20 protein-coding genes and 1 pseudogene are annotated in these 25,916 nt (G+C 45.9%); 14 read left to right on the forward strand and 7 right to left on the reverse strand.

What is annotated here, in order from left to right:
• Positions 1-266: 266 nt before the first annotated feature.
• Together H6F52_RS06850 and H6F52_RS06855 are read left to right on the forward strand one after the other, a co-directional pair.
• The gene (locus tag H6F52_RS06850) at positions 267-434 is read left to right on the forward strand and encodes a hypothetical protein (RefSeq protein WP_190533068.1); all 168 of its coding nucleotides are present in this window, start codon (positions 267-269) and stop codon (positions 432-434) included.
• A 118-nt stretch (positions 435-552) separates the two neighbouring features.
• A complete protein-coding gene (locus tag H6F52_RS06855; protein WP_190533072.1) occupies positions 553-3,063 on the forward strand; it encodes a diguanylate cyclase in 2,511 nt (836 codons plus the stop codon).
• Here H6F52_RS06855 and H6F52_RS06860 read toward each other — a convergent pair.
• The 3 genes from H6F52_RS06860 to H6F52_RS06870 all read right to left on the reverse strand — a co-directional run bounded on the left by H6F52_RS06860 (position 3,060) and on the right by H6F52_RS06870 (position 5,691).
• Positions 3,060-3,812 carry a DUF1995 family protein gene (locus H6F52_RS06860; RefSeq protein WP_190413407.1) on the reverse strand — a complete coding sequence of 251 codons (753 nt, stop codon included), beginning with the start codon at positions 3,810-3,812 and terminating at the stop codon, positions 3,060-3,062. The two genes, H6F52_RS06855 and H6F52_RS06860, sit on opposite strands and share 4 nt — an antisense overlap.
• A gap of 241 nt (positions 3,813-4,053) precedes the next feature.
• Entirely contained in the window at positions 4,054-5,244 is a 1,191-nt protein-coding gene (locus H6F52_RS06865) for a cysteine desulfurase family protein (protein ID WP_190533076.1), read from the reverse strand.
• Between the two features lie 66 nt (positions 5,245-5,310).
• Positions 5,311-5,691, reverse strand: coding sequence for a hypothetical protein (locus H6F52_RS06870; RefSeq protein WP_190413403.1), 381 nt, complete (start codon positions 5,689-5,691; stop codon positions 5,311-5,313).
• A gap of 296 nt (positions 5,692-5,987) precedes the next feature.
• On the opposite strand from H6F52_RS06870, the gene H6F52_RS06875 reads away from it, so the two are divergent.
• Together H6F52_RS06875 and H6F52_RS06880 are read left to right on the forward strand one after the other, a co-directional pair.
• Positions 5,988-7,727, forward strand: a complete 1,740-nt coding sequence (locus H6F52_RS06875; RefSeq protein ID WP_347276191.1) for a DUF655 domain-containing protein — start codon at positions 5,988-5,990, stop codon at positions 7,725-7,727.
• A 105-nt stretch (positions 7,728-7,832) separates the two neighbouring features.
• Positions 7,833-9,464: a cyclic peptide export ABC transporter gene (locus H6F52_RS06880; RefSeq protein ID WP_190533079.1), complete on the forward strand. Its 1,632-nt coding sequence runs from the start codon at positions 7,833-7,835 to the stop codon at positions 9,462-9,464.
• 155 nt (positions 9,465-9,619) lie between these two features.
• Here H6F52_RS06880 and H6F52_RS06885 read toward each other — a convergent pair whose 3' ends face one another.
• Positions 9,620-11,089 carry a hypothetical protein gene (locus H6F52_RS06885; protein ID WP_190533082.1) on the reverse strand — a complete coding sequence of 490 codons (1,470 nt, stop codon included), beginning with the start codon at positions 11,087-11,089 and terminating at the stop codon, positions 9,620-9,622.
• Positions 11,090-11,482: 393 nt separating this feature from the next.
• On the opposite strand from H6F52_RS06885, the pseudogene H6F52_RS06890 reads away from it, so the two are divergent.
• From H6F52_RS06890 to H6F52_RS26360, 7 genes and pseudogenes are all read left to right on the forward strand, one after another.
• Positions 11,483-12,499 (forward strand): annotated as a pseudogene (locus H6F52_RS06890) (aromatic ring-hydroxylating dioxygenase subunit alpha); the annotation flags it as partial.
• A gap of 275 nt (positions 12,500-12,774) precedes the next feature.
• Complete coding sequence (locus H6F52_RS06895) at positions 12,775-13,623, forward strand: SDR family oxidoreductase (RefSeq protein ID WP_190533089.1); 849 nt, start codon at positions 12,775-12,777, stop codon at positions 13,621-13,623.
• Positions 13,620-14,537: a ferritin-like domain-containing protein gene (locus H6F52_RS06900; protein WP_190533091.1), complete on the forward strand. Its 918-nt coding sequence runs from the start codon at positions 13,620-13,622 to the stop codon at positions 14,535-14,537. The genes H6F52_RS06895 and H6F52_RS06900 overlap by 4 nt, the downstream gene beginning before the upstream one ends.
• A 29-nt stretch (positions 14,538-14,566) precedes the next feature.
• Positions 14,567-15,769 (forward strand): P-aminobenzoate N-oxygenase AurF, encoded by a 1,203-nt coding sequence (locus H6F52_RS06905; protein WP_199300468.1) that lies wholly within the window; start codon positions 14,567-14,569, stop codon positions 15,767-15,769.
• A 125-nt stretch (positions 15,770-15,894) separates the two neighbouring features.
• A complete protein-coding gene (locus H6F52_RS06910) occupies positions 15,895-16,902 on the forward strand; it encodes an aromatic ring-hydroxylating dioxygenase subunit alpha (protein ID WP_190533094.1) in 1,008 nt (335 codons plus the stop codon).
• A gap of 158 nt (positions 16,903-17,060) precedes the next feature.
• Entirely contained in the window at positions 17,061-17,360 is a 300-nt protein-coding gene (locus tag H6F52_RS06915) for a 2Fe-2S iron-sulfur cluster-binding protein (protein WP_190435637.1), read from the forward strand.
• Positions 17,361-17,415: 55 nt separating this feature from the next.
• Positions 17,416-18,438: a Rieske 2Fe-2S domain-containing protein gene (locus H6F52_RS26360; RefSeq protein ID WP_190533096.1), complete on the forward strand. Its 1,023-nt coding sequence runs from the start codon at positions 17,416-17,418 to the stop codon at positions 18,436-18,438.
• Between the two features lie 33 nt (positions 18,439-18,471).
• On the opposite strand, the gene H6F52_RS06925 is transcribed toward H6F52_RS26360, so the two are convergent.
• The gene (locus tag H6F52_RS06925; protein WP_190413389.1) at positions 18,472-18,657 is read right to left on the reverse strand and encodes a hypothetical protein; all 186 of its coding nucleotides are present in this window, start codon (positions 18,655-18,657) and stop codon (positions 18,472-18,474) included.
• 139 nt (positions 18,658-18,796) lie between these two features.
• Here H6F52_RS06925 and H6F52_RS06930 point away from each other — a divergent pair, with 139 nt between their 5' ends.
• From H6F52_RS06930 to H6F52_RS06940, 3 genes are all read left to right on the forward strand, one after another.
• The gene (locus tag H6F52_RS06930) at positions 18,797-19,528 is read left to right on the forward strand and encodes a sterol desaturase family protein (RefSeq protein WP_190533099.1); all 732 of its coding nucleotides are present in this window, start codon (positions 18,797-18,799) and stop codon (positions 19,526-19,528) included.
• A 59-nt stretch (positions 19,529-19,587) separates the two neighbouring features.
• Entirely contained in the window at positions 19,588-20,196 is a 609-nt protein-coding gene (locus H6F52_RS06935) for an acyl transferase (protein WP_190533102.1), read from the forward strand.
• A 144-nt stretch (positions 20,197-20,340) separates the two neighbouring features.
• On the forward strand, positions 20,341-21,885 hold the full coding sequence (locus tag H6F52_RS06940) for a GH3 auxin-responsive promoter family protein (protein ID WP_190533409.1): 1,545 nt from the start codon (positions 20,341-20,343) through the stop codon (positions 21,883-21,885).
• 59 nt (positions 21,886-21,944) lie between these two features.
• Here H6F52_RS06940 and H6F52_RS06945 read toward each other — a convergent pair whose 3' ends face one another.
• Both H6F52_RS06945 and H6F52_RS06950 read right to left on the reverse strand, forming a co-directional pair.
• Positions 21,945-23,927, reverse strand: coding sequence for a diguanylate cyclase (locus H6F52_RS06945; RefSeq protein WP_190533105.1), 1,983 nt, complete (start codon positions 23,925-23,927; stop codon positions 21,945-21,947).
• Between the two features lie 15 nt (positions 23,928-23,942).
• Positions 23,943-25,916 carry an adenylate/guanylate cyclase domain-containing protein gene (locus H6F52_RS06950; protein WP_190533108.1) on the reverse strand — a complete coding sequence of 658 codons (1,974 nt, stop codon included), beginning with the start codon at positions 25,914-25,916 and terminating at the stop codon, positions 23,943-23,945.

The raw sequence follows: 25,916 nt of genomic DNA on the forward strand, positions 1-25,916 counted from the left end.
CTAGATTCTCGATTTAGCGAAGAATCGGAGAGCTGCATCCCTGATTTTAAAATAAAATAACATTGCCATTCCCTAGCGAAAAGAATTTAAATCACAAAGTTTTAAGAAACATAGATAGTGCTTCTAATGCCGATTTGTCACCCTAAGCTTAGAATACCCATCAAGGCTATGAAAATTCAAAAGAGCATTTTTTTACATTCGTGTTCAGAAAAGTGCCTCCCTTGATACATCCGCCGTTTGCGCTAACCGTTGAATCACGATCGCCTATGGGATCGCTTCTTCAAGAACGCCGCTACGAGGAAGCCAGCAGCGCTAGGACAAAAATCTGCATCCAATGGCTAACCCACGCGATCGCATCCATCAAGCTGCCTCATCCTCAAATTTCTGAAGCTGCTGCTCAGCGAAAGATTAATAACATTTTATGTTTTCTTTAACGATCCTTGGGGCGGATGTGTAAACCTATGGTATGGCGTCATTTGCTCAGGGGATCGCTTGGCTACTGTTCTTGTGGAGAGGGGTATTTTTGCGCCAATGGTATTAGGAGTGTAGGAAATGAACCCTCATCAATTATTACCCTGGGATGACAGTTCTCAGGCAACAACTCCTCGCGGACAGTTAGAGCATTTTGAAGAGCTAGTTGCAGCATTAACAGATCAACCGATCCAGACGAAGGAACAACTCCAAAAAGAGATTCTCTCACGACAAAGGTTTGAAACAGCGTTAAACGAAAGTGAGAGACGATTCCGCGCTATTTTTAATCAAACATCCCAATTTATCGCGCTACTGCAATCAGACGGGATTGTCCTAGAAGCCAATCAGACGGCGCTAAACTTTGGTGGAATCACTGCAACTGATGTAATAGGTCGTTTTTTTTGGGAAGCGCCGTGGTGGAGCGTTTCGCCAGAGATCCAGGAACGTTTAAAATGCGCGATCGCTCAAGCAGCAGCCGGAGAAATCGTGAGTTACGAAGTTGAGATGCGGGGTGTTGGAGAGACTGTCGCCACCTTTGACTTCTCGTTGAAGCTTTTGAAGGTAGAAACAGAGTTTGTTGAGGCACAGCATACGCTACCTTTATTGATTGCCGAAGCTCAGAATATTACCGAGTGCAAGCACTCAGAAAATCAGCTCACCCTGTGTAATCTAGAACGGCTAACGCTATACAAAATTTCAGAAATCGCGCAGGGGACTCAATCTCTTCACGCCGCATTTCAAGAGATTGTTGAACAAATTAGTATTGATACTGGTTTTCCGATTATCACCATCGAACTTTATGACGAAGCAAGGCAAATGATGGTGTTTGCAGGGCTAAAAGGAGTTCCCTTGCTTGCGGATACAACTGTTCTGGAGGTGCCGGTAGAGCAGACACTTTCGGGGAGTGTGGTTCGCACGGGTCAACCTGTCGTGAAGACGGATCTTTCGCAGTCAGCCAAGAATAGTAACTTTAATAAAATATTCTCGCAGTCAGAGATTAAAACTTTCATTTGTATGCCGATGATCGTCAACCAACGGTCGATCGGAGTTTTAAGTTTAGCCCATCGGGAAATCGTTCAATGCAATGATTCATTCCTGAAATGGATTGGAAGTTTGGCTAATTCTATTGCTTCCCTAACCGAGCGCAAGCAGGCAGAGCAAGCACTACGGGAAAACGAAGCGAGGTATCGTCGAATTGTCGAAACCACCGTTGAAGGGATCTGGGTTCTCGATCCAGAGGGGAATACAGCTTTTGTGAATAACCAGATGGCACAAATGCTAGGACTAACAGCAGCTCAAATGCTAGGCAAGCCTTTGTTTGCTTTTATGGATGACGAAGGTCGCGCGATCGCAAAAGCCTTCATGGAGCGTCGCCGCCAAGGAATTAAAGAACAACATGATTTTAAATTCTGCCGTCAGGATGGCTCCGATCTATGGGCAATTGTTTCTACCAATCCCATCTTCGATCAAGTGGGAAAATATGCGGGAGTCCTGGGAATGGTAACGGATATCACCCAGCGCAAAGCCACTGAAGAGGCATTGTTGCAGCAGGCAAAGCGGGAGTCGTTGATTCGGGTAATTACTCACCAAATCCGTCAATCTCTGAAGCTGGAGGAGATTCTCAACACGACGGTGACAGAAGTGCGACAATTTCTTGCCTGCGACCGGGTAGTCATTTTCCGCTTTCATCCAGACTGGAGTGGCGTTATCGCAGTTGAGTCGGTCGATTCTCGGTGGACGCCAATTTTAGGCTCGACGATGACAGACCATTGCTTTGCACAAACTTATGTGGAGCCTTACAAAAACGGTCGGATTCTAGCGATTGAAGATATTTATACGGCAAAGATAAGTCCGTGTCACATTGATTTACTGGCTCAGTTTCAGGTGAGAGCAAACTTGGTGGTTCCCATCCTCCAAGGCGAGGATTTGTGGGGATTATTGATTGCTCATCATTGTTCGCAACCGCGACAGTGGCAGCAGCTAGAGATTAATTTACTCCAAGAATTAGCAACACAGGCGGGAATCGCGATTAAACAAGCCCAACTTTATCAACAGTTGGAGGAAGCGAATCAGGAGTTGCAGCGCCTTGCCGTTTTAGATGGCTTGACTCAGGTAGCGAATCGCCGTTGCTTTGACCAGTATCTGAATAGTGAGTGGCAGCGGCTGGTGCGAGAGCAAGCACCCTTATCATTAATTTTGGGTGATATCGATTTTTTTAAACTCTATAACGATACTTACGGTCATCAAGCGGGAGATGAATGTTTAAAGGCAGTGGCGAGTGCGATTCGGCGTGCAGTGAAGCGTTCGACGGATTTAGTAGCTCGTTACGGGGGAGAAGAATTTGCGATAATTTTGCCGTATACCGTAGTTGAGGGAGCAATCCGAGTTGCTGAGCAAATCCGCGCTGAAGTGAAGGCGTTAGCGATCGCGCACGTTAATTCTCAAGCTAGTCAGCAGATATCGCTCAGTTTGGGCATTGCTAGTGTAGTTCCGACTTTAGAATCCTCACCAGCAATGCTGATTTCCGCAGCAGATACCGCTCTCTATCAGGCAAAAGCCGCAGGGCGCGATCGCTATTACGCACACAATTAACGGCTCAGGGTACGAATGAACCGTTGTAAATTGGTGAACAATCCAGGTTTTTTCGGCGCTGCGGTGTCGCTGCTGCGGTTGCTGGGATTGGCGGCGTCCTTACCCTGAGTAGTTCCTGCCAGGATGTTGTCAAGTTCTTCGCCCACGGGTTTTGTAGAAACTTCGGCAATCAGCTGATAGTTGTCCTTTGTTTCCTGCCAAACTTGCCAGGGGGACGGGTAGCAGCGAAGCACCGCAGCACCGTCAAGGGGTCTGAGATAGTAACTAGATTCCAGGGTAGTCAGGAAGCGATCGCGCAATTGTCGTCCCGCGTAGCCAATGCCAATAATGGCGGCGTCTTCTAGATTAGGGTTGAGGAGAACCACCGGGCGATCGCCTGCTGCTTCGCACAGTTTTTCGACTTGCAAGACTTCTACTGCGGAAGGTTCAACGAACAAGAAAACACGATCTTCTGGGTGAATTTTCTCATCTACCGACGCTCGGCTACTGCCAATATCTGTAATTTTAAAGGGTACTTGTCCCCAGTCGCGGCGGGCAAGGGCAGCTGCCCCGGCGTCGGGAAAGAAAACTTTCAACTCCGATGCCATCTCCTCAAAGGCTTCGATAAATTGCAAGGCGACGGGCATCGGTTTGAGTTCTGGGAAGACTAACTCGACCTTGATGCGGGTGTAACCATTGGCGATCGCAGCTTGGGTTGCTTCACGGGATTGCGCGATCGCTTCTTCTAGTGATTTGGGAAGTTCTGCCATCTCGAAAATTGTTGAATTTAAGTGGATTCAGCCAAAATGTCAAATTGATTAAAAACCTCTCCCTAACCCTCTCCTAAGAGGAAAGGGGACAAGAGAAAGAATGTTTTAATTATGTCGGGATTGCTGCTTGCCTCCGTTAGGGAAGTGGCGCGGAACGCGCAGTACGGGAAGGAGGTTGGGGATTAGGTTTAATGTTGTCGTTGATGATTCCCACCTACTGATTACTGTGAGTCGTTAGCATTCAAAATTCTAAACTCAAAACTCGCTCCGGCTGAAAGCTATTCTTGGAAACAGGCATCAATCGCTCTAAAACTTGCTTCAGCACCATTGCCGCCCAGTCTACATCCGCTTCCTCTGTGTCCCGTCCCAGAGTGAAGCGAATGCCTCCCAAGGCAACTGCATCGCTGTATCCCATTGCCAGCAAGATGGGGCTGGGGCTGAGTTTGCCGCTGTGACAGGCGGAACCCGCACTGATGGCAATTCCAGCTAGGTTCATCTGCCGCACCAAGGTTTTTCCGGTGACTTTTTCACTTTCACCGATGACGCTGAAACTGACGTGGTGGGGTAGCCGATGAAGTCTGTCGCCAGTAGGGATGAGGTGGGGAACATCCGCTAAATGGGAAAATAAGCGATCGCGCAATTTTATCAATCTCGGTGTCTCTGTTCCCAATTCTTGCGCCGCCAACTCAGCCGCCACGCCAAAACCAGCAATGACAGGAACAGCTTGAGTTCCGGAACGCAGTTTTATTTCTTGCCCTCCCCCGCACAATAAAGGCGCTAACTCTACACCAGGGCGGACGTAAAGGGCACCCGCGCCCTGAATGCCATAGATTTTGTGGCTGGAAAGAGATAGCATATCCACTGGCAGCTGCTGCACGTCAATCGGCAAGCGCCCAGCCACTTGGACGGCATCAGTCTGAAACAACACCCCGTGGGAGTGGGCAATCTTGCCCAATTCCTCAATCGGTTGCAGCGTGCCGACTTCGCTTTGCCCGTAAATAATCGAAACTAAGACAGTATTCGGTTGCAGTGCCTTTTCTAAATCGGTGGGATTCACCCTCCCTTTGGTATCTACCGGCAACCGCGTCACCTGCCAACCCCACAACTCTAATAAACGCGCCGGTTCTGATACAGCTGAATGCTCGACGCTGGAGATAATAATATGCTGGGGCGTCCTGTAGCTGCGGGCAACCCCCATAATCGCCAGATTGTCTGCCTCGGTGCCGCCAGAAGTGAAGATAATCGACTCAGCCGGTGCGTTAATGAGTCCAGCGACTTGAATTCTTGCCTGTTCCAGAACCGTTGCAGCCCGTTGCCCCCACTCGTGCAAGCTGGAAGGATTCCCCCACTGCTGGGTGAGGACAGTTTGCATGGTTGCGATCGCTTCTGGGCGAGTGGGCGTAGTAGCACTATAATCCAGATAAATTTGCATGGTTGATTAAGCGACAGGCTGTCTCTTCTTTCAGCATATAGCGCCTCTCGCTAGAGCGTCTCTCACCTAACTACCCGGTTTACAGACGTTATATTCTTCGTGAGACATGACTTCTTCTGGTACCAGCTTAGTCCCGCAGTCGCGGCAAATCATCCGGTAGTCGCGGCTCAAAGGGATACTAATAATCAAGCGGTTGTGGCGCATCCGCTTGCCCCTAAATTCGATATAGTTCCGGCTACCCTCCAATCTAGCGATGATGGCACGCGCCTTCACTACCAAATGAGCGGGAAGATGTCTTAAATTAATCGGATCGAGTGAAAAAGATTCTTCCCACTCCTGTTTTTCCTGTTTTCTTTGAATCCAGGTGGCGCGTTCTTGAACGCAGCGATGGCAGGTTTGACCATGACCTTTGTGACCGCACGAAAACGTTTTTTTTCTGGTTGGCATAAAAAATAGTGGTGTGGCTTGGTGCCTCCCACCCCCACAAAGCTTTTATCCTGTGGAAACTCTCCGCCGTGGGCGGTTGGACAAGATCGAATATTTTGTCCGCTTGCAGTTTATGTTAATGCAAGAGGGGCAAGTCTTTGAGAATCGTTTTCGCTTGCTGACGAAAAATCGGTGATGACACCACGAATCCGTCAGGTTATCGTGTGGGTGATGAAAGAAATTTATGCTTCGATGACGTAAAAAAGGGATGGCGAGTTCGCCTATCCTCTCTTATCTATCAGCGAATCCAACTTCCCGTGCATCTTCTTTTTTCCCCGCCGACAATCCGTCTGGGCTTCACGTTACTGCTGGCGCTAACTCTCGGCGCGTGTCAGCGAGTGCAGTCGCAGAATTCCCGTCTCACGCCTCTGCCGCAAGATCCTTTTTTCCAGGTATATTTCAACCACGCCCAAACAGCAGAATATACTGAGCCGTATCGCCAGCAACGACGACAGGGAGATGATTTAGAGCAACAGATTGTCGATGCGATCGCGTCTGCGAAATCCAGCGTTGATGTGGCGGTGCAAGAGTTGCGCTTACCAAAGATTGCCACAGCGCTAGTGGATCGCAAGAAAGCTGGGGTAAAAGTTCGGGTAATTTTAGAAAATACCTACAGTCGTCCTCTCAGTGCGATCGCTCCAGCAGAGTTGGCGAAACTGCCAAAAAGGGAGAGCGATCGCTATCAAGAATTTCTCAAATTAGTAGACCGCAACGGCGATAATCAGCTCAGTCCAGCGGAAATTAACCAAGGAGATGCCTTGGTAATGTTACGTAACGCCGGTATCCCGACAATCGACGATACGGCTGACGGTTCTAAAGGCAGCAGCCTGATGCATCACAAATTTGTTATCGTCGATAACGCAAAACTTATCGTGACTTCCGCTAACTTCACAACATCGGATATTCACGGTGATTTTGCCAAGCCTACCAGTTTGGGCAATGCCAATAACTTGCTGAAAATCGATAGTCCTGAGTTGGCAACCCTTTTCACCCAAGAGTTTAACGTGATGTGGGGCGATGGGCCAGGAGGCAACCCTGATAGTAAATTTGGCATCAAAAAGCCCTATCGACCCCCACAGCAAGTCAAGTTGGTCAATACCACCGTCACCGTCCAGTTTTCTCCAACTTCGACCACTCAACCCTGGAATCAAACCAGTAACGGCTTAATTGGCAAAACCTTAAGTACCGCCGCCCAAAGTGTTGATATGGCGTTGTTTGTCTTCTCCGATCAGCATTTAGTGAATATTCTAGAAACCGACCATCAAAATGGGGTGCAGGTAAGGGCTTTAATCGATCCCGATTTTGTCTATCGCTCCTACAGTGAAGCTTTGGACATGATGGGGCAAGCCCTAAGCAATCAATGCAAGTATGAAGCTGATAATCGCCCCTGGCAAGAACCGATTACCACAGTTGGCGTGCCTGTGCTGCCAAAGGGCGATTTATTGCATCACAAATTTGGGGTAGTGGATAAAAAAAACGTCATCACTGGCTCCCACAACTGGTCAGAAGCCGCCAATAGCGGCAATGATGAGACGGTGTTAGTCATTGAAAGTCCGACTGTTGCTGCCCATTATGAGCGCGAATTTGACCGCCTTTATAAGAATGCTGTGTTAGGTGTTCCTGATGGGATTGGGCAGAAAATACAGGCACAACAGAAACAATGTTCCCAGCAAACAACAGCTTCTCAACCCTCCCAAACCACTCCAACTGCCAATCCAAAAGCCAAACTTCCGATCCAAAAGGCGCAACCACCGAAAAGTCTCTCTAATTCTCCTCAATCCTCGATTCCTAGCCCTAAGTCCGGTCCCTATCTGGTCAACCTCAATACTGCAACTCAAGAAGAAATCGAGGCATTGCCCGGAGTCGGGCCAAAATTAGCGCAACGCATTATTGAGGCGCGTCAGCAGAAACCCTTTACCTCGTTACAAGACCTTGACAAAGTGCCAGGAGTTGGCCCCAGCTTACTCGAAAAATTAAGCGATCGCGTGACTTGGTAGCAACTACTCCTTCTTTCCGGATCGGGACAATTTGCCGACGCTAACGACAATTGGACTAGCATCTGACAGGATAGTGCTGGTCTTAATGTACTGGGGTGTTATGCCATGAAGCTGATCCGCCTTCTCCTCAAAAATTCTTGGGTAACAGTCATTTTGGCTGCATTGACAGGTCTTCTCAGTGGTGGGAGTAGTGCGGGTCTAATAGCCCTGATTAACCTCACCTTAAGAGATATTCAACTACCAACAACGACCCTGGCTTGGAGCTTTGTTAGTTTGTGCTTTCTTCTGTTTGTGACGATGACTGCGTCCCAAGTCCTGATTGCCCGATTAGCAGAGGAGGTCATCTTCAATCTGCGAATGCTCTTAAATCAACGCATTCTGGCTTGTCCCTTGCGTCACTTAGAAGAAATTGGTTCCTCCCGGCTTCTCGCGACCCTCACAGAAGATATTGAGGTAATTTCTAGTGCCTCTATTTCCGTTTCCGGACTATTTGTAAATCTCGCCATTTTAGTGGGGTGCCTGCTCTATTTGAGCTGGCTATCTGTACCTCTTTTCTTTTTCATCCTAGGTTTCATGGCGTTAGGAATCTTGAGTCATACTCTACTGGTGACGAAGGGTAGGGATTCTTTCAAGCTTTCCCGCGAAGTGCGAGATAGGTTATACGAGCATTTTCGGACTACCACGGAGGGGACGAAGGAACTCAAGCTGCACCACTCTAGACGCCAAGCGTTTCTCTCTCAAGACCTCCAGGCTGCCGCTGCATCTTCGCGCCATTACCGAGTTGCGGCAATGAGTATTTTCGCTTTTGCTGGAAGTTGGGGGCTACTGTTGTTCTTCGTTCCCATTGGGTTGCTGATTTTTGGTTTACCTTTACTAAGAAATATTCCGGTTTCTGTTCTATCCGGCTACGCTTTAACAATCGTATTTATGATTACTCCGTTGCGGGGGATTTTAAACACTCTTCCCGATTTAAGTAGAGCGAATGTTGCTTTAGATAAGATTGAATCGCTTGGCTTATCGTTGGTAGCCCAGAGAACTGAAGAGCATCTGACGACGACCCTAGATTCACAATTTGAGTGGAGTTCTTTAAAATTAGTGGGGGTGACTCATGCTTACCGTGGGGAACGGGAAGAACATCGCTTCATTCTAGGGCCACTCGACGTAACTTTTCATCGTGGAGAATTAGTGTTTATTGTCGGTGGTAATGGGAGTGGCAAATCTACTCTTGTGAAGCTGCTAGTTGGACTTTATATTCCAGAATCGGGAGAAATTCAGTTTGACGGTAAAGCGATTACAGATAAAAATCGCGAGTGGTATCGCCAACAGTTTTCAGTTGTTTTCTCTGACTTCTATCTCTTCAACCGTCTTCTAGGATTAGACACTCCATCACTAACTGACCAAAACCAAAAGTATTTAGAAAAGCTGGAATTAGATCGTAAAGTGCAGGTAAAAGACGGTATTCTTTCCACTACTGCTTTATCCCAAGGACAGCGCAAGCGTCTTGCTTTATTAACGGCGTATTTGGAAGATCGTCCTATTTATATATTTGACGAATGGGCGTCAGACCAAGACCCTGTATTCAAAGAAGTTTTTTACACTCAACTGTTGCCAGAGTTAAAAAGTAGAGGCAAGACGGTTTTAGTTGTTAGTCACGATGACCGGTACTTTGAAGTTGCCGATAGGATTGTGAAGTTAGATTATGGGAAGGTGCAATATGATAAAAACTTACATCGTTAATGATATGTTTTCTTGAATTCTTACTTATAATTCGGAACCCCACCCCAACCCTCCCCGTGAACGGGGAGGGGGAAATATGCTTCTTTCTCGTTTATGAGAGAATTGAAAGAATTTTCGTAAGTAAAGATGAGGGTAAATTTTTTTATCCTTTATAATTACTGATTAACAATTCCTCTTTGTTTGATAGTGTTCTCTGTGTTCTGAGATAAATCAGGCCAAGGTAAAAAATTCAGCCGGAGAATACGTTTATTCGGAACGTTGTCCCAAGCGCTAAAAACGCGCTTCCAATCATCAAGAAATTCGGGTTGAACTTGCCCTAATGTTTTTACTAAAGAGTGATAGACGCGATCGCTTACTGCTTCATCGGATGTGACGCCTTGCCGAACTTCCAAATCGAACTCTAGATACTGTTGATCTTCTTCGTAAACAATTCGGGCGCGGTATAGTCCGGTGAGAATATCGTTGAGTTCTTCGCATTTTACCGCTGCATCCAACATATATTCGGTCAGATTAGTCCCTAAAAGAATTAAACAACTATCTGAGCGACCCGTGACTGCTAAAATATTTGGAAGCCAAGGGCTAGATTTTGCAATAATCTTAACTAAAGCTTCATCCTTAGAATCTAGCTTGTCCGAAGTAAGAATTGCTTTTCTTAATTTGCTCCAACTATATAACGCAACACGGTCGTAGAGAATGTAGCGCACTAGCGGAATTCCTTGCCAACGAGTCACGCAAAAGTGACCATCAACAAGTTCCACAAAAGTGTCAGAAGCAATGAAATGAAAGAAGTGAGGAATGGGAGATTCTAGACCTAGCGAATTAGCAAGTTTCTGGTTACGATACAGTAGTTTTCGCAAAGCGATCGAAGCGAGAGATTCAGTTCCCAGTCCCCCAGTATCGGCGCTGGCGTACATGGAAAACATAAATGGAATATCTTCTGCTATCCCCGCCCGATTTTGCAAAGAAGTGCGGATACTTTCTGGAAAAGGTTCACCAATTACGATGTATCTTAATTTTTCTAATGGAAGCGATCGCTTTTGCTCACTTGCCTTTAGATGAAGATGCGCGATCGCAGATGGTACAATCAATAGAATAATCTGATCTACCAATTGGTTCATCTTGCAGATCATTTCAATAATATCATCTTGCTGGATACCTGGGCAGAATACCCAGAAAGGATAAGGCGTATTCGCTGCCATATTATTTAACGCCCAGGAAAACGATACTCCTCCGAGAGAACTTCCTAAGCTAAGTCCAACAATTGCCAGCGTTTTTTTCTTGTGTACAGCAAAGGTTCGTTCCAGAAATATCCGGGTTTTAAGACCGACAAAACGGCTATTTGATTTTAGAATAGGCCAATAAAATGAGTTTCCGGATGATCCGGAAGAACGAGCGATCGCATAAATTTTATCAGCATCATCTGCCAGCAATTCCTCGAATGGGTAAGCTAAAGCATAGGATTTTTTGTCTGACAAAGGTAGCTGGTTAAATGGAACTCGTGCTTTAATTCCTTGAGTTTCTAAAAACTGTTTGTAAGCGGGTACGCCTCGTTGGGCACGTTGATACACTCTTTCGGCTAATCTTTTCGACCCTAAAGAGTTTTTTATAAATGATTGAAATTTCATAGGGTAGTGCTAAAGAAGTTGGAAAATTTTCTTTTTTTACGAACCGCGAAGGCGCGAAGGGCGCGAAGGAAAGAGAGGGAAGAGAAGAAGACTCTATAAATAAGTCTTAAATTTCTAACCCTAAACGCAGGCTACTATAAGACGAACTAAAGGTTGAACAATTTTTAGATGTTACTTAATGAAATATTGAATGACTTAAATTAGATTGAAACAAAAATTTACTAAACTAAGTCATAAATTCCAGAGCTTTGCAAATTCTTAGTGTAATAAAGAAATAGGAACCCCAAACTGATTTTAGGGGTGGATGGAGGGGGGGAACTTCCCTATGTCAAGCTTTCTAGATCGGCACATTCACGCAGGCGTGAAGTTTTGAACGTTACTACTATATAAATTATGGTGAATCTTAATTTGCAAGCGTCTAATTCTCTTCGCAAAACCAGGACTTTTAACAATCCCGATTGTTTCATTGAGGGATGGTACTGGGCAATTCCCTCTCGAAATCTCAAAGTGGGTGAGGTAAAGCCTGTAACCCTTTTGGGGAGGGAACTGGCGATATATCGGGGGGAGGACGGGAAAGCGATCGCTCTCGATGCATATTGCCCGCACGTGGGCGCACACCTTGCCGAAGGAAAAGTCGAAGGCAACGGGATTCGCTGTTTTTTCCACAATTGGAAGTATGACCAAGTGGGAAAGTGTATCGATATTCCGTGTTTGGAAAAGCCGCTTCCAGCGAAGGTGCAAAGTTGGCCTACGGCGGAAAAGTACGGAATGGTATGGGTTTGGACGGGGGAAACGCCAGGACAGCCTTTACCGTGCCCTCCGGAACTCAAAGACGAAGAATGCGATGCAGCGATCGCGTCTCGCTTCGTGAAGAACTGTCACCCCAATGTGGTGATGATCAACGCTATCGACGCCCAACACTTCAATACCGTTCACAACCTGCCACTGAAAATTGTGTTTGAGAAGCAGGAAGACGAAAACGCGATCGCCTTCAGTAACACCACGCGGGGAGGGGACGAATCTCTGTTTGTAAAACTAATCCGCCCCTTATATAAAAATGAAGTTACTTATAGTATGTGCTACTGGTACGGCAGCACTGGCACGGTGACACTTGGGCCAGACTTTCTCCACTTCTATATCATGTTTGCCCTTCGCCTCACCGAAGCCGGAAAAACTGAAGGACAGACTTTATTAATTACTAAGAAACGTCCGGGTGTACTCGGCTGGATGTTTAACCGAATCGTGCTTTGGCTGACGAAAATGGTGGGGAATTACTTTGCCAAAGGAGACACCCAAGTTTTCCAAACGATTAAGTTTGACTTTCAGACTCCGACGAAAGAGGATAAGTCGATTATCCAGTTCATCCAGCACGTCGAGAAACAGAGAGCGATCGCGTGGGGAACTTGGGAGGCGGCTTTGCCGGAGGAGGAGCATCGGCAATATGATTTGAATAAGGCAGACCTAACCTCCCAACCCCCTTCCCTGCAAGGGAAGGAGGTACAAGACTCCCCTGTTCTCGCAGCAGAAGGTCAGGGAAGCCGAGAGGTAAAGGAGAATTCTTCCTCAGTCCTCAGTCCTCCCTCCTCAACACCCAGTCCTCAGCCCTCAGTCCTCAGTCCTCCCTCCTCAGTCCTCCCTCCTCAGTCCTCAGCACTCAGTCCTGTCTCCCTAACCACGGAGGCGAGATGAGTTCTGTATTGATTACAGGCTGTTCGTCCGGCTTTGGTCGGGCTATGGTTGATGAGTTTCTTCGGCGGGGTTGGCACGTCATTGGTACGATGCGGAACGCACCGCAGCGACGGGAAATCCTCACGGAATCCCTAGAGAAATATAGCGATCGCTTGACGATTCTCAGCCTGGAAATCACCGAACCCAGTCAACGAGATGCCGTAGTTGAGGCAGTTCGCCAAACTGGTCAGTTGGATTGTTTGGTAAATAATGCAGGTTATAGGTTCTACGGCGCTTTGGAGGATCTGAGCGAGGAGCAAATCCGCCGTCAATTTGAGGTAAATTTTTTTGGTGCGGTGTTCCTGACTCGCGCTTTGCTTCCGTTGATTCGCGAAGCGAAAGGAACCCTGATTTTTATCTCCTCCACTTTCGGCTTTACCGGCTTTCCCTTAACCTCGGCTCATTGCGCCAGCAAGTATGCTCTGGAAGGCTTAGCAGAGAGTCTTTATTACGAGCTTGAGTCCCACGGGGTTCGTGTCGCCTTGGTAGAACCTGGAGCCAGCAAGACGACGAATAATGGCAAGAATATGAGTTGGGGGGAAGGAAACGCTGAAACTTATCGAATCCAGACGGAAAACTACCGGAGGCTGAATCAGCGAGTTATCTCAACGGCTCAGGATAATACGCATCTGGTCGCCAAACGGGTTGCTGATATTGCCGAAGGAAGCGATCGCCAACTCCGCCGTCGAGTCGGCTGGGATGCCCATTTTACCCATATTTATCAACAAATCTTGCCAGATAGGTTGCGCCTACCGTTATCAAAAATGATTTATCGACGGCTATTTATGGGGAGACAAAGCCGATGAATCAATACCAAAAAACAGCAGGCTTCGATTTGCCCCATATCCCATCTGACGACAAGCTGCATCGCGTACTCTCCTCAGCCTTGAAGAGTCGGCTGGGTGACGATCCGATTTCCCCAGAATTTATGAGCAATTCCTACTGGGACGCCGCTCACTTTGGTCTTGAGAAAGTCAAGATTTTCCAAGATTCTAGCCAACAAGAGCAAGCAGAAATCCTGCGGCGATGCAGTAGCGGGCTTCTAGAAGAAGCCTATTTCATCGAAAAAGCCGGAGTCGGTTACATGGCAAAAATGGTGCTGCTGGCAGAAACCACCGAGGAGCGAATGCTCTACGCACTCTTCAGCTCCGACGAAGTGACTCACCTTGCCCAGATTAGTCGCTTTTTGCCGGAAAAAGACCTCGTGGGGACAGACGACCCCTTCTTACGCTTCCTGGCAGATTTGGTGGAAACCCAGGATAAAACAGTCCTGCTGTTTGTGCTTCAGGTAGTGCTAGAGGGGTGGGGTTTGAGCCATTACAGAAGTCTCGCCAAAGACTGTGTAAATCCTCAGCTAGCTGGGATATTCGAGGGATTTTTGCAAGACGAGAGCCGTCACCACGGCACCGGAGTCACTCTGTTCAACCAGATGTCTGTCTCCCAAACAAGCCGAGCCACCATCATCGAAACTCTAGCCCTATTTTTGCAGATGGTTCGGGTAGGGCCTCAGAGTGTCGTCGCCGCCATCGAGCAAGTGAAGGGTCATTTGTCCCCCCAGCAGAAGCTGAATATCTTCCAGGAACTCGACACAGAGACTCATAGCGGAATCCGTCTCAATCTCCTGCGTTCCCTGATGCGGGGAGAAGAGGCGGGAATTATCGTTCAAGAACTAGAGGATCGGGGGGCGTTCCAGCCTTTCCCCGCAGAAAAATGCGTATGAATAAAACACTAAACGAACCCAAAGACAACATGCTTCTAGAAGACCCAAAGGTTGACCAGCAACTTCAGATTAACGAACCCAAAGGGAATACCCTTCTAGAAAACCAGAAAGTCTACCGCAAGCTTCAGATCAACCACACGCGCAATAAACAGCAGGATCATACCCAACTGCTCGACGAAGCCGCAGCATCTTTCCGATATGAAGACTGCAAAGATGACTATTGGAATCCGGAAGAATATTCCTTACTCTACGGAACTCCACTGTGGGAACAAGCGAGCGTAAGCCAAAGGATAATCTTAAACCAACTTTATTGGGTGGCTTACTATTCGCAGATCGTTTCCGCAGAAATTGCCACGATTTACTTTAATCAGACTAGCGCCGCCGGACTTTACGCCCAAGAAGACTTTCGCCTAGTTTGCGATACGCTCGACTTAGAATCTGCTCAGGAAAGGGCACATATCAGCGCCTTCAGAAAAATCTCTAGCGAGGTAGAAGCACAGCTTTTTGGCAAGCGCGTCTTCAGCTATCCTATGCGCGGGCCGTTTGCAGAGACAATGATTTTTGCTGACACCAACGCTCTCAAGACGTGGTGGAAAAAACTCCAGTTGCAAAGCTTTGGAATGCTCTCAGCAGGCAATACTTTCCTCGCTTGCCAATACTTCACCGTTCGGGGTATCCGGACGCTAAACGGTAAATTAGTGCAGCATAAGCTCAGCAACTACTACCAAAAGCATCCCAACCCAGAGAACGCTCCCATTCCCTCGAAAATTTCCTTTTATCACTTCATGGATGAGAGCTTTCACTTTAACAGCTCTACGATTCTTTCCCATGACGTAGTGAAGTGTCTCAAGCCGCCAACTGCTTTTGAGAAGCTAGTGGCAAACTTGGGAATACGCGGCTGTCAGAGAGATCACTATCACTTTTCAGTCGCGATTAACGGTATCTTTTGGTACGACCCCGCCCTCTATTCGGCAATTTACGAGGTATTGCGATCGCCTATTTTTGGAATGAGCGACCCAGAAGCCAAAGAAATGATGCGATTGTGCTTCACAGAGGAATCTGAAGGGCTGCACCTCAGCTACCAAACCCGTACAGAGGCGATGGAGTCCTACAAAGTTTATCTCGAAAAAGTTGACTACGCTTGGGCAAGTAACCGGGAAATGTCCATCATGGCTGCTAATTCTATTCCCCAGTACCTCGCTACTCAAAAGAAGGCAATTGGTAATTGGTAATTGGTAATTGGTAATTGGGCTTATGAAAAATTTTACCCATTACTGACTTGACAAATAACCGTGCATATTTCCTACTTTTTCATATGAACGAGTCTCAAAATCTAAACACGCAACCCCTTTTGAAAATGAAAATATTTAACAATTGGGATGTTGTTGCCAAAGGCTGGTATATTGCTTGCCCTAGCCGAGAACTTCCTCAAGGCAAAGCAACATCCTTGGAAATATGCGGACAAAAAATTGTTGTCTTTCGCGGACAAAATGGGAAAGTTCGCGCTTTAGATGCTTATTGTCCTCACCTGGGAACCGATTTAGGAATTGGGCGCGTTGATGGAAATCTCATGCGCTGTTTCTTTCATCATTGGGCGTTCGATGGAGAAGGCAATTGCCAAGATATTCCCTGTCAATCGGCGATTCCTGAAAAAGCTCGCCTTCAATCTTATGCTACTGATGAAAAATACGGTTTGATTTGGGTGTATCCAGATTCAAAAGCACCAGAAGGTGTAGCAGAATTTGATGAACTTAAAGGCAAGTCAATTGTAACAGTATACGACAAAGCATTTGAGCGGAATTGTCATCATCACATTTGTATGATGAATGGCATTGATGCTCAACATTTACAAACTGTTCACAAAGTAGATATCAATATGAATCTATCCTTGCATCAGAATCAATCTGGCAATGTGATAGATTTTACCCTTCAAGGGGAGTTTCCTAAAACGACTCGGAGAGAACGGCTGGGACGAAAAATTGTCGGCGATACTTATGAGTATTCTATGAGATATGCCGATAGCTGCATCGGACTTTTGACGATGATGAAGAATGTTCGGCTTTTTCCTTCACTGCACATGATCTATGCCTATACTCCAGTTGCGCCTGGAAGAACCCGCATTCAACCGATTTATGTAGCAGAGAAAAGAAAAGGAATGTTTGGGTGGTTGGTGACGCAACTATTACTCTTATTCACACGTCTAGCATACTATGCCTTGAAAGGGGAAGATGGGCAAATTTATGACAATATTCGTTATAATCCCAACGCACTTCTGAGTATTGATACGCCATTGGTTAAGTATATGCATTATGTGAATCAACTTAAAGTTTCTCTATGGTCTAAAGATTTTAATATTACAAAATAAACGGTTTTAAATATAGTAACTTTGTTAGCTACAACAACATTTTGTTTACGAACCGCCAAGGACGCGAAGTACGCGAAGGAAGAAGAAGAGAAAGAAGAGGTTAGTTATTATTTTTATTGTTATCAAATTAAGCTTTAATCCCAAATTTTGAATTAAATATGAATGAGCAATGCTGTATCATCCGCTTTCCAGGGACAGATTATTCTCCCCTAACCTTGGAGAAGCACTCTAATCTTTCGGAGCATCTGACGGTGCAAAATTCTCCGGTACTCTTTGGATGTCGTACCGGGATTTGTGGGACGTGCCTTGTAGTTATAAAAGGGAAGATTCCTGCTCCAAGTGAAGATGAAAAGGAGGTGTTGGAAACTCTAGCGCCAGGAAATAATCAAGTAAGGTTGGCTTGTCAGTTGGATCTCAGCAGTGACCTTGAAATCTTTGCTTTTGATAATAAAGAATGAAGCCAAAAAATCTTCTATTTCTTATTGTTAATTTTTAATTTATTGTGGAGGATTAGTGAAATTTGAAGATTTCTGGTATGTTGTGGCACTCAGCGAACAACTAAAGCCGAATACTGTGCTAGAACGCACGGTTTTGGGGGAATGGCTGGCAGTTTTTCGAGGAAATGACGGAAAACCAGTGGCATTGCGCGATCGCTGTATGCACAGAAACAGCCGTCTCTCTAAAGGAAAAGTCTGTCAGGGAATGCTCCAATGTCCCTACCACGGCTGGGTTTACGACAAAACTGGGAAGGTAGTCGCTGTCCCCGCAGAGGGAGAAGATTTTAAGGTGACTCATGCTCGTCGCACTCAGCATTATGACACTAGAGAGCAGGATGGATACGTCTATGTGAGGCTGGCACAAAAGCCGAGTGAGGAGTTTGAGCCTTTTCAAATGCCTTACTACGGAAAGCCTGGATGGGAGACGGTACGGGTTATTAACCGTTTTCGGAACAACGTTACCAACTGTGCGGAAAATTTTATCGATATTCCTCACACCGCCTCGGTTCACCCTGGGGTATTTCGCACCTCTCGCAAGCAAAAGCTGGAAATGATGGTAGAGAGGCGAAGTGGCTCAGTTTTCGCAGAATACCGCAACGAAACGACAAATCTCGGCTGGTATACCCGCTTTCTAAATCGGAAAGGTTACGAGATCCGGCACACAGATAGCTTTCATATGCCAAACGTTACCAGCGTGGAATACGATATGGCACCAAAAAGAAGGCTTTTTATTACTAGCCAATCGATTCCGGAAGCGGAGGACTCTACTCTCGTTTATACAGACGTAACTTTTAACTACGGCATTTGGAACAAGATTGCGCGTCCCTTTGTTCGCTGGACTGCCCAATATATTATCCGTCAGGATGTGGAAGCGCTTGGTATTCAGCAAGAGGTAATCGAAAAGTACGGCACCCAGTTTGCCAATACGCCAGCTGACACAATCCACGTCCTAGTTGAATCGATTCGGAGCAAGATTGAAGCAGGAGAAGATCCTAGAACTCTCTTGGATAAGTCTGTTCAAGTAACCTTCTGGGTTTAATTCGGTGGAAGTATATCAATGCTTGTAAAAACATCACTTGGCATCCGGAACCCCACCCCAACCCACCCCGTTAACGGGAAGGGAGAGATCGTACTTCCCTCCGTTAATGGGAGATAAGGGGGGTTCTGTGCAAATTTTCACAATTGAGATGCTCCCAATCCGATTTTGAATTTTGGATTGGGAACTATAAGAGAGCGATCGCGTTTTTTCGGAAGTCATCTCAAATTCGTCGAAGAACCTCACCCCGCCTCCGGTACCCCTCTCCGTTAACGGAAAGGGGTTGGGGGTGAGGTTCTAAATAATGAAGATTCAAACGAATTCAATATCAGGCAACATTCCCTAAATTGAGTGATTAGCGATGGGAGTATTCTTTACTTTTGCGGTCTTAATGACGCTGACTGTGGCGAATCAGCGCAGTTTTACCGCCTTGCGAATGAGAACCTATGAGGACTGGATTTTAGATGCTGTTGGTCTGTTTTTTCAGGGTGTTCTCATCCCAATTCTTCAGCTCACAGTAGTTTACCATCTGTACCACTATCTTCTACCCAGCGATCGCGCCTTGCTTGCTCTGCCTCCAGTCGCGGCATTCTTGCTGAGCTTCGTGTTTGTGGATTACATCTACTACTGGAACCATCGCTTGCTCCATAGTCGGTGGCTCTGGTCTCTCCACGCGGTTCATCATACCAGCACCGAAATGAATGTCTTGTCTACTTCTAGAAATACTCTGTGGACGAGCTTTTTGATCGTCTACTTATGGGTTCACGCTCTATTTATTTATCTGCTGCAAGATCCTACATGGTACATCGCCGGTGTCAGTCTTAGCTCAGCTTTAGACTTGTGGCGTCACAGCACCATAACTCCAACACCAAACTCTTCGCTATATCGCTGGCTATCGGCTTGGCTGATAGTACCCCAAGATCATGCTTGGCACCACGCCAGCAGCTCAGTTTGTGGGAACTACGGAGCCAACTTTAAGCTTTGGGATTGGATGCACGGAACGTATTACAAAAGCGATCGCGTACCGGATTCTTTGGGGGTCAAAATCAACCTCACCTTAACTCAGAAGCTACTGTGGCCTTGGAAGAATTAGCAACTAAAAATTAAAAGATTGAGTTCTTCATTTTTAATGCAAGCATTTTTAATTTCACTATGACTTTCCTCGGCACAATCCTCTCCTGTTTTCCCGCCTTAGTTATCCTGATTGCGATCGCGTCTTTTCTGGGGATCTGCTTCTTTCCAGGAATCTTCAGCATCTCGGCTCTTTTCCTTTCTCTGTACGGGTTTCCCCTGTTGGCGTATCGCCTCCACGAGCGTTTTTACCCAGTCAAGGAAGGGATCAGCTATCTAGGCAGCAAAGAGTATTCACCCTGGTGGGGAAGTCACCAAATCCAAGTTATCTACATTGCGTTTCCAGCGCTGGAAACTCTGCTACGCCTGATTCCCGGTGCTTTTTCTCTATGGCTGAGACTGTGGGGAGCCAAGATTGGTAAAAGCGTTTACTGGACACCGCAGTTAGAAATTGCCGATCGCGGACTGATCGAGATAGGCGATCGCGCGGTTTTCGGTCACGGAGTTGGCATCTACTCCCACATCATCAAACCTAGAAAACAGGACTTGATGCTGTATGTCAAAAAAGTGAAAATCGGCAGCAATGTCTTCCTAGGAGCCTGGAATCACATTGGCCCCGGAGTTGTAGTTGAGGAAGGAACCTACGTTCCGGTTGCGACCCACATTTATCCCAACAAGAAATTCAAGTGATATCCAACCTGAGACAACGAACACACCGCCTCCGGCTCCCTTTTTGACTCCCGAAGCCCCTCTTGACTTCCGGCTCCCCTCTCCGTCAACGGAGAGGGGCTGGGGGTGAGGTTCCAAATTAATCCTCCAAACAAATTTGATATGATGCGCCCTATTGTCAAGCTTTTCGGACAACTTCTTTCCCCCTACGCCAAGGGCTTCTTGCAAGCACTAGAAAATCCCCAAAGAACCCAGCAATCCGTTCAAGAGGAAATTGTAGACAATCTTGCTAAGAGTGAATATGGCAAATTTTTAGGTATCCGATCGGTTGCAGATTGGCATCGCATTCCGATAGTTAACTACGACGATCTCAAAGAGTGGATCGAGCGGCAAAAAACAACCCGGCAGCCAATCTTGACACCAGAATCGATTCTCTTTTACGAAAAGACTTCTGGAAGTAGTGGCTCGGCAAAATCCATTCCTTACACCAAATCTCTTCGAGCTACCTTTAACCAGATGTTCTGTGTTTGGGCGCATGACCTAATTCAGCATGGCCCAGGGTTTTCTACGGGTAAGATATACTTCTGCATCTCTCCCCGGCTTGATACTGCAAGCCCAAATAGCATTCCCGTCGGATTGGAGGATGATTCGGAGTATCTGGACGAATGGTTAATGTTATTTCTTCGTCCTTTTCTGGTTTCTCCTCCCGGATTGAATCGCCTTCGCAATGCAGAGGAATTCAAGGAGAAACTTGCCCACGCGCTCCTACTCGAAGAAAATCTGGAAGTTATCTCGATTTGGAGTCCAAGTTTCCTTCGCGTACAACTCGACTACATCCAGACGCATCGAGTACGACTGTGGAAAGAACTCAAAAACAAAATGTCAGCAAAGCGCTCTAAACTCCTCTTGGAGCCAGAGATTCCGTGGAAGCTGCTTTGGCAAGAATTGAAGCTTATTTCCTGCTGGGATAGCGCGAATGCTGCGGATGGTGCAGGGTTTTTGCGATCGCTGTTTCCGGGTGTCATGGTGCAGGGAAAAGGCCTCCTCGCTACCGAAGCACCGATGACAATTCCCCTGATTCAGGCACAGGGATGCGTTCCGATGCTCGATCAGGTGTTCTTTGAGTTTGAGGATGGAGAGGGGAAAATCCACCGACTCCACGAGATTGTGGCGGGGATTAACTACGAGATAATTATTTCTCAGAAAGGGGGATTATACCGCTACCGAATTGGCGATTGCGTGCGCGTCAGCCACTTTTATCAAGGAACGCCGTGTCTGGAATTTTTGGGGAGAAATCAGGCGACAAGCGATCTCGTGGGTGAGAAGCTGCATTCTGAATTCGTGCGTTCTGTCCTTGAGGATTTGGCGCTAGAAAAAACGTTTTTCAAGAGTTTGGTACCTGTCAGAAAGCCAGTGGATCGTTATATTCTTTTGCTCGACACTGCCAAAGAGTCACCCGATGCGATCGCTCAACGATTAGATGATGCTTTGATGCGATCGCACCACTACCGCCAAGCTCGACTTTTAGGACAGCTGGCTCCAGCGCGGGTGCTGGTCTCAAGACAAATCCCGGAAATTCTCACCCTGTATGGAATGCGAGCTGGCAAGAAATGGGGAGACTTGAAACATCCTCTGTTAGCGATCGCACCCCTTGAGGAAGAATTGCTCGTCGAACTAGAAAAAGCCTCTCAGAACAGTTGTTTTCGCTGACATCTTCTCTAGAGATTTTGAGCCAGGAGTTGCATACAAAGAAAGGAAAAACCGAGTGCTTACACTCGCGCTACGCGATCGCGCCCCTCTTTTTTGGCTGCATAAAGTGCCGCATCAGCCGCATTAATTAGATGTTGCGGCAACAGTTCTAAATTGGGTACACTACTCGCCACGCCTAAACTGACGGTTACATAGCCGCACACTTTAGACTGACTGTGGGGAAGCGCCAAGTTACTGACTGCCTGTCGAATCGCCTCTGCTACGAAAACCGCTCCTTCAATATCAGTATTGGGAAGAATTACGGCAAATTCTTCTCCACCATATCGCGCCACTAAATCCGCGGGACGCCGGACAACACTTTTAATCGCACCAGCTACCTGTCGCAAACAATCGTCCCCTGCCAGATGACCGTAAGCATCGTTGTAGCGTTTGAAAAAATCCACATCTAACAAAATCAAAGACAGCGGTGCTTGTTCCCGTCTTAGTCGCTTCCAGTCAGTATTCAGACACTCATCAAATCGGCGACGATTCGCAATCTGAGTTAAGCCGTCTAGGTTAGCGAGTTGCCGGAGTTCCCGATTGGCAGACTGCACATATTGGTAGAGTTGGGATTGATGAATTGCGATCGCTACCTGATTTGCCAACTGAGACAACAAATCCACTTCAAATGGCTGCCAGTCACGAGGAGCGGCACACTGGTGAGCAATCAGTAACCCCCACAGACGCTCTTCTTTCAAAACCGGCATTGCTACAACAGCTTTGACCTGATAGCGTTGAAAAAACTCAATCCCATCACCTGTAAAATTAAACTTTTCAATGTTGTCCAAAACGATTGGGAATCCCTGAAAAAAAGTGCTAAAACCTTCTTGAATCCAGGATGGATCCACAGTCTGTCCTAACATGTGAGGGTAGTTTTTACCAACTGATTCTGCTACAAAGGTGCCGTTATTGTTAGCGGCGAACTGGTAGATAGCTACCCGATCCGAAAGCAAACACTGTCGAATGCTGTTGACTGTCGCATCCAGAATCTCGTCTAAATTCAGCGATTGGCGAATTTGTTGAGTAACTTCAGCAATTAGCCGTTCCCGTGCTGCTTGTTGTCGCAACACTTCCTCTGCTTTCTTGCGCTGAATCATTGAGCCTAATTGGGTCGCGACTGCATTGACGAGTTGGAGCGATCGCTCATCCGGCGTGATTTCCTGCTCATGAAAAAATATCAAAACTGCCAACACTTGATGGTCGAAGGCGATTGGAATTCCTAAGACTCCTTTAAGTCCCGCTTGCTTGGCAATTTGACTCCGCAGAAAAAGGGTCGAGTTCTCCTGCGTTATGTCTGCAATCCATTCCACTTGTTGGGACAGCCACACTCGTCCTGGCAATCCCTCCCCAAGAGAAAAACGAAACGCCTCACTCTGGCGTCGAAATTCATCAAAACGGATATCCTGGTACCAACATCGACAATATTCAAGTACAGTCCCCTTCGAGGAAGGCATCCATACTTCCCCAATATCCCAACCGAGATTTTGACAAAGATTGATTAAAATGACTTCTAATGCTTCTTCTACATCAGCAGCAGAACTAATTGCTTGAGTTGTAGTCAGTAAAAGTTGTAATTGTGTATTCTGAGTTTGCATCTGTAACTGAAACCGCCGCAGCCGTAATTGATGTTCAATTCGTACTAAAACCTCAATCGGCTCAATCGGTTTGGTGACGTAATCTACTGCCCCTAATGTAAAAGCATTCACCTTATCAAAGGTTGCATCTAAAGCACTGATGAAAATAACTGGGATACTACAGGTTTGCTCTGAGGCTTTCAACTGTCGGCAAACTTCATACCCATCCATATCCGGCATTTTGATATCGAGCAAAATCAAATCGGCAGGGCTTGCCTGAACTGATTGCAGCGCTAGCTTACCACTCAGAGCAACACGCACTTTATATCCATGATTTGACAAAATTTTAGTTAACAAACTAACATTTGCTGGAGTATCGTCTACTACCAGTATTTTCTCTTTTAATTTTAAATCTTGACCCTGATCCATAAAGTGTTTTTATCGTTATTTTTGACCAATCAGCAGATAAGTCATCATCTCCCCCTTCCCTTTTATTGAAATAGTCCCTCGTTCTTGGAAAAGGAACTGTTCTTTTAAGCGTTCGTAAACGGCAGCCGTTACCTGAGTTTGACCAGGAATCCCACTTGACTCCATCCGGGAAGCCACATTCACGGTATCTCCCCATAAGTCATAGCTGAATTTTGTTAAACCAATTACTCCAGCAACTACAGGCCCAATATTAATTCCTATACGAAGACTGAACTTTTCATTAATTTGGGTATTGAATCTAGCAATAAAACTTTGCATATCCAACGCTATTTTGGCAATTGATGAGGCATGATCCGCTCTCGGTATTGGTAGTCCTCCTACTACCATATATGCATCTCCAATTGTTTTTATTTTTTCTAATCCATGTCGATTAGACAATAAGTCAAATTCAATAAAAATTTGATTGAGAATTTCTACAAGTTCAGTTGGAGTTTTTGTGGATGCAAAGTTAGTAAACCCTACTAAATCAGCAAATAAAACACTAACATCAGAAAAACTATCGGCAATAACTTGCTGCTTTTGTTGTAACCGCTCAGCAATTGGTTTAGGTAATATATTTAATAAAAGTTTTTCTGTTTGCTTTTGAGCCAATTTTCGCTCTGTGATATCAGAAACCGTCCCCTCATAATAGAGAAGTTTTTCTTTTGAATCGCAGACTGAACGCGCGTTTTCAGAAATCCAAATAATTGTCCCATCTCGGCGATAAACTTGAGACTCAAATCCCCTGACAGCATGATTAGAATTCATTTCTTCTATAAATTCACGCCGTCGATTCGAGTTAACATAAAGTTGTTCTTCAACATTTTGACTACTGTTTATTAATTCTTCTGGAGATTCATACCCATAAATTTTCGCCAGTGCTAAGTTAGCGCTCAAATAACGCCCGCAAGGTGTTGTTTGATAAATTCCTTCTACTGCATTTTCAACAATACTGTGATAGCGTTCTTGAGTAATTCTGAGAATTTCTTCAGTTTGCTTGTGATAGATTAAAGGACTTAATTGTGTAGCTACTGCGGTTACTAAATTAATGGTATGTAAATTAATCGGAACCGAACCTTTTTTATAGAAAACCAGAATAGCTAATACTCGTTCGTTTAGTATAATGGGAACTCCAAAAGCAGATGCTAAGCTAGCATTTCCTATTTCCTCGCCTAAAATCGGCAAATCTCCGGAATTTAGAATCTTTTCTACCCATTCTGGTTTTTTAGAAACAAATATTTTACCTGGTAACCCTAGATTAGAAGCCAAGGTAACTGTTCTATTTTGTTTTTTAAAATCCCAGAAACTAGCGTGGCTAGAATACCAATTTTGACTGCATTCTAAAATATTATTATCTTCGGTGGGCAACCAAGCTTCACCATAATCCCATTGAATTGTTATCCCAACTAAGCGCAGTACAGCTTGTAACACGGAAGGCACATTATTTTTGCGACTAATCGCTTGAGTCGTTGCGAGTAAAAGACGAAGTTCAACTTCTGCTTTTCGCCGTGAATCTAGGTGTTCTTGCAATAACTTATTTTGCTCTATCAGTTGCATTTTTAGCTCTCGAATGCGTAGCTGATTCTCGATTCTGGCTAATACTTCTAAGCGTTTAAAAGGTTTTGTGATATAGTCAATCCCACCAACTGTAAAGGCGTTTACTATGTTATTTGTATCATCTAAAGCACTAATAAAAATAACTGGAATGTCGCGAGTTTTTTCAGAAGCTTTTAGACGTTGGCAAACTTCATGTCCATTCATTTCTGGCATATTGATATCAAGCAAAATCAAATCAGGAGGATTTGAATTGCAAGCGTTGAGTGCGAGTTGGCCGCCAGGTGCAACTCGCACTTTGTAAGACTTTTCAGATAAGATGTGGAGGAGAAGTTTTAAATTTGCAGGATTATCATCAACTACTAGGATATTAGGTCTAGCGATAGATACTTCCAT

Source organism: Coleofasciculus sp. FACHB-542, assembly GCF_014695825.1.
GTDB lineage: Bacteria > Cyanobacteriota > Cyanobacteriia > Cyanobacteriales > FACHB-T130 > FACHB-T130.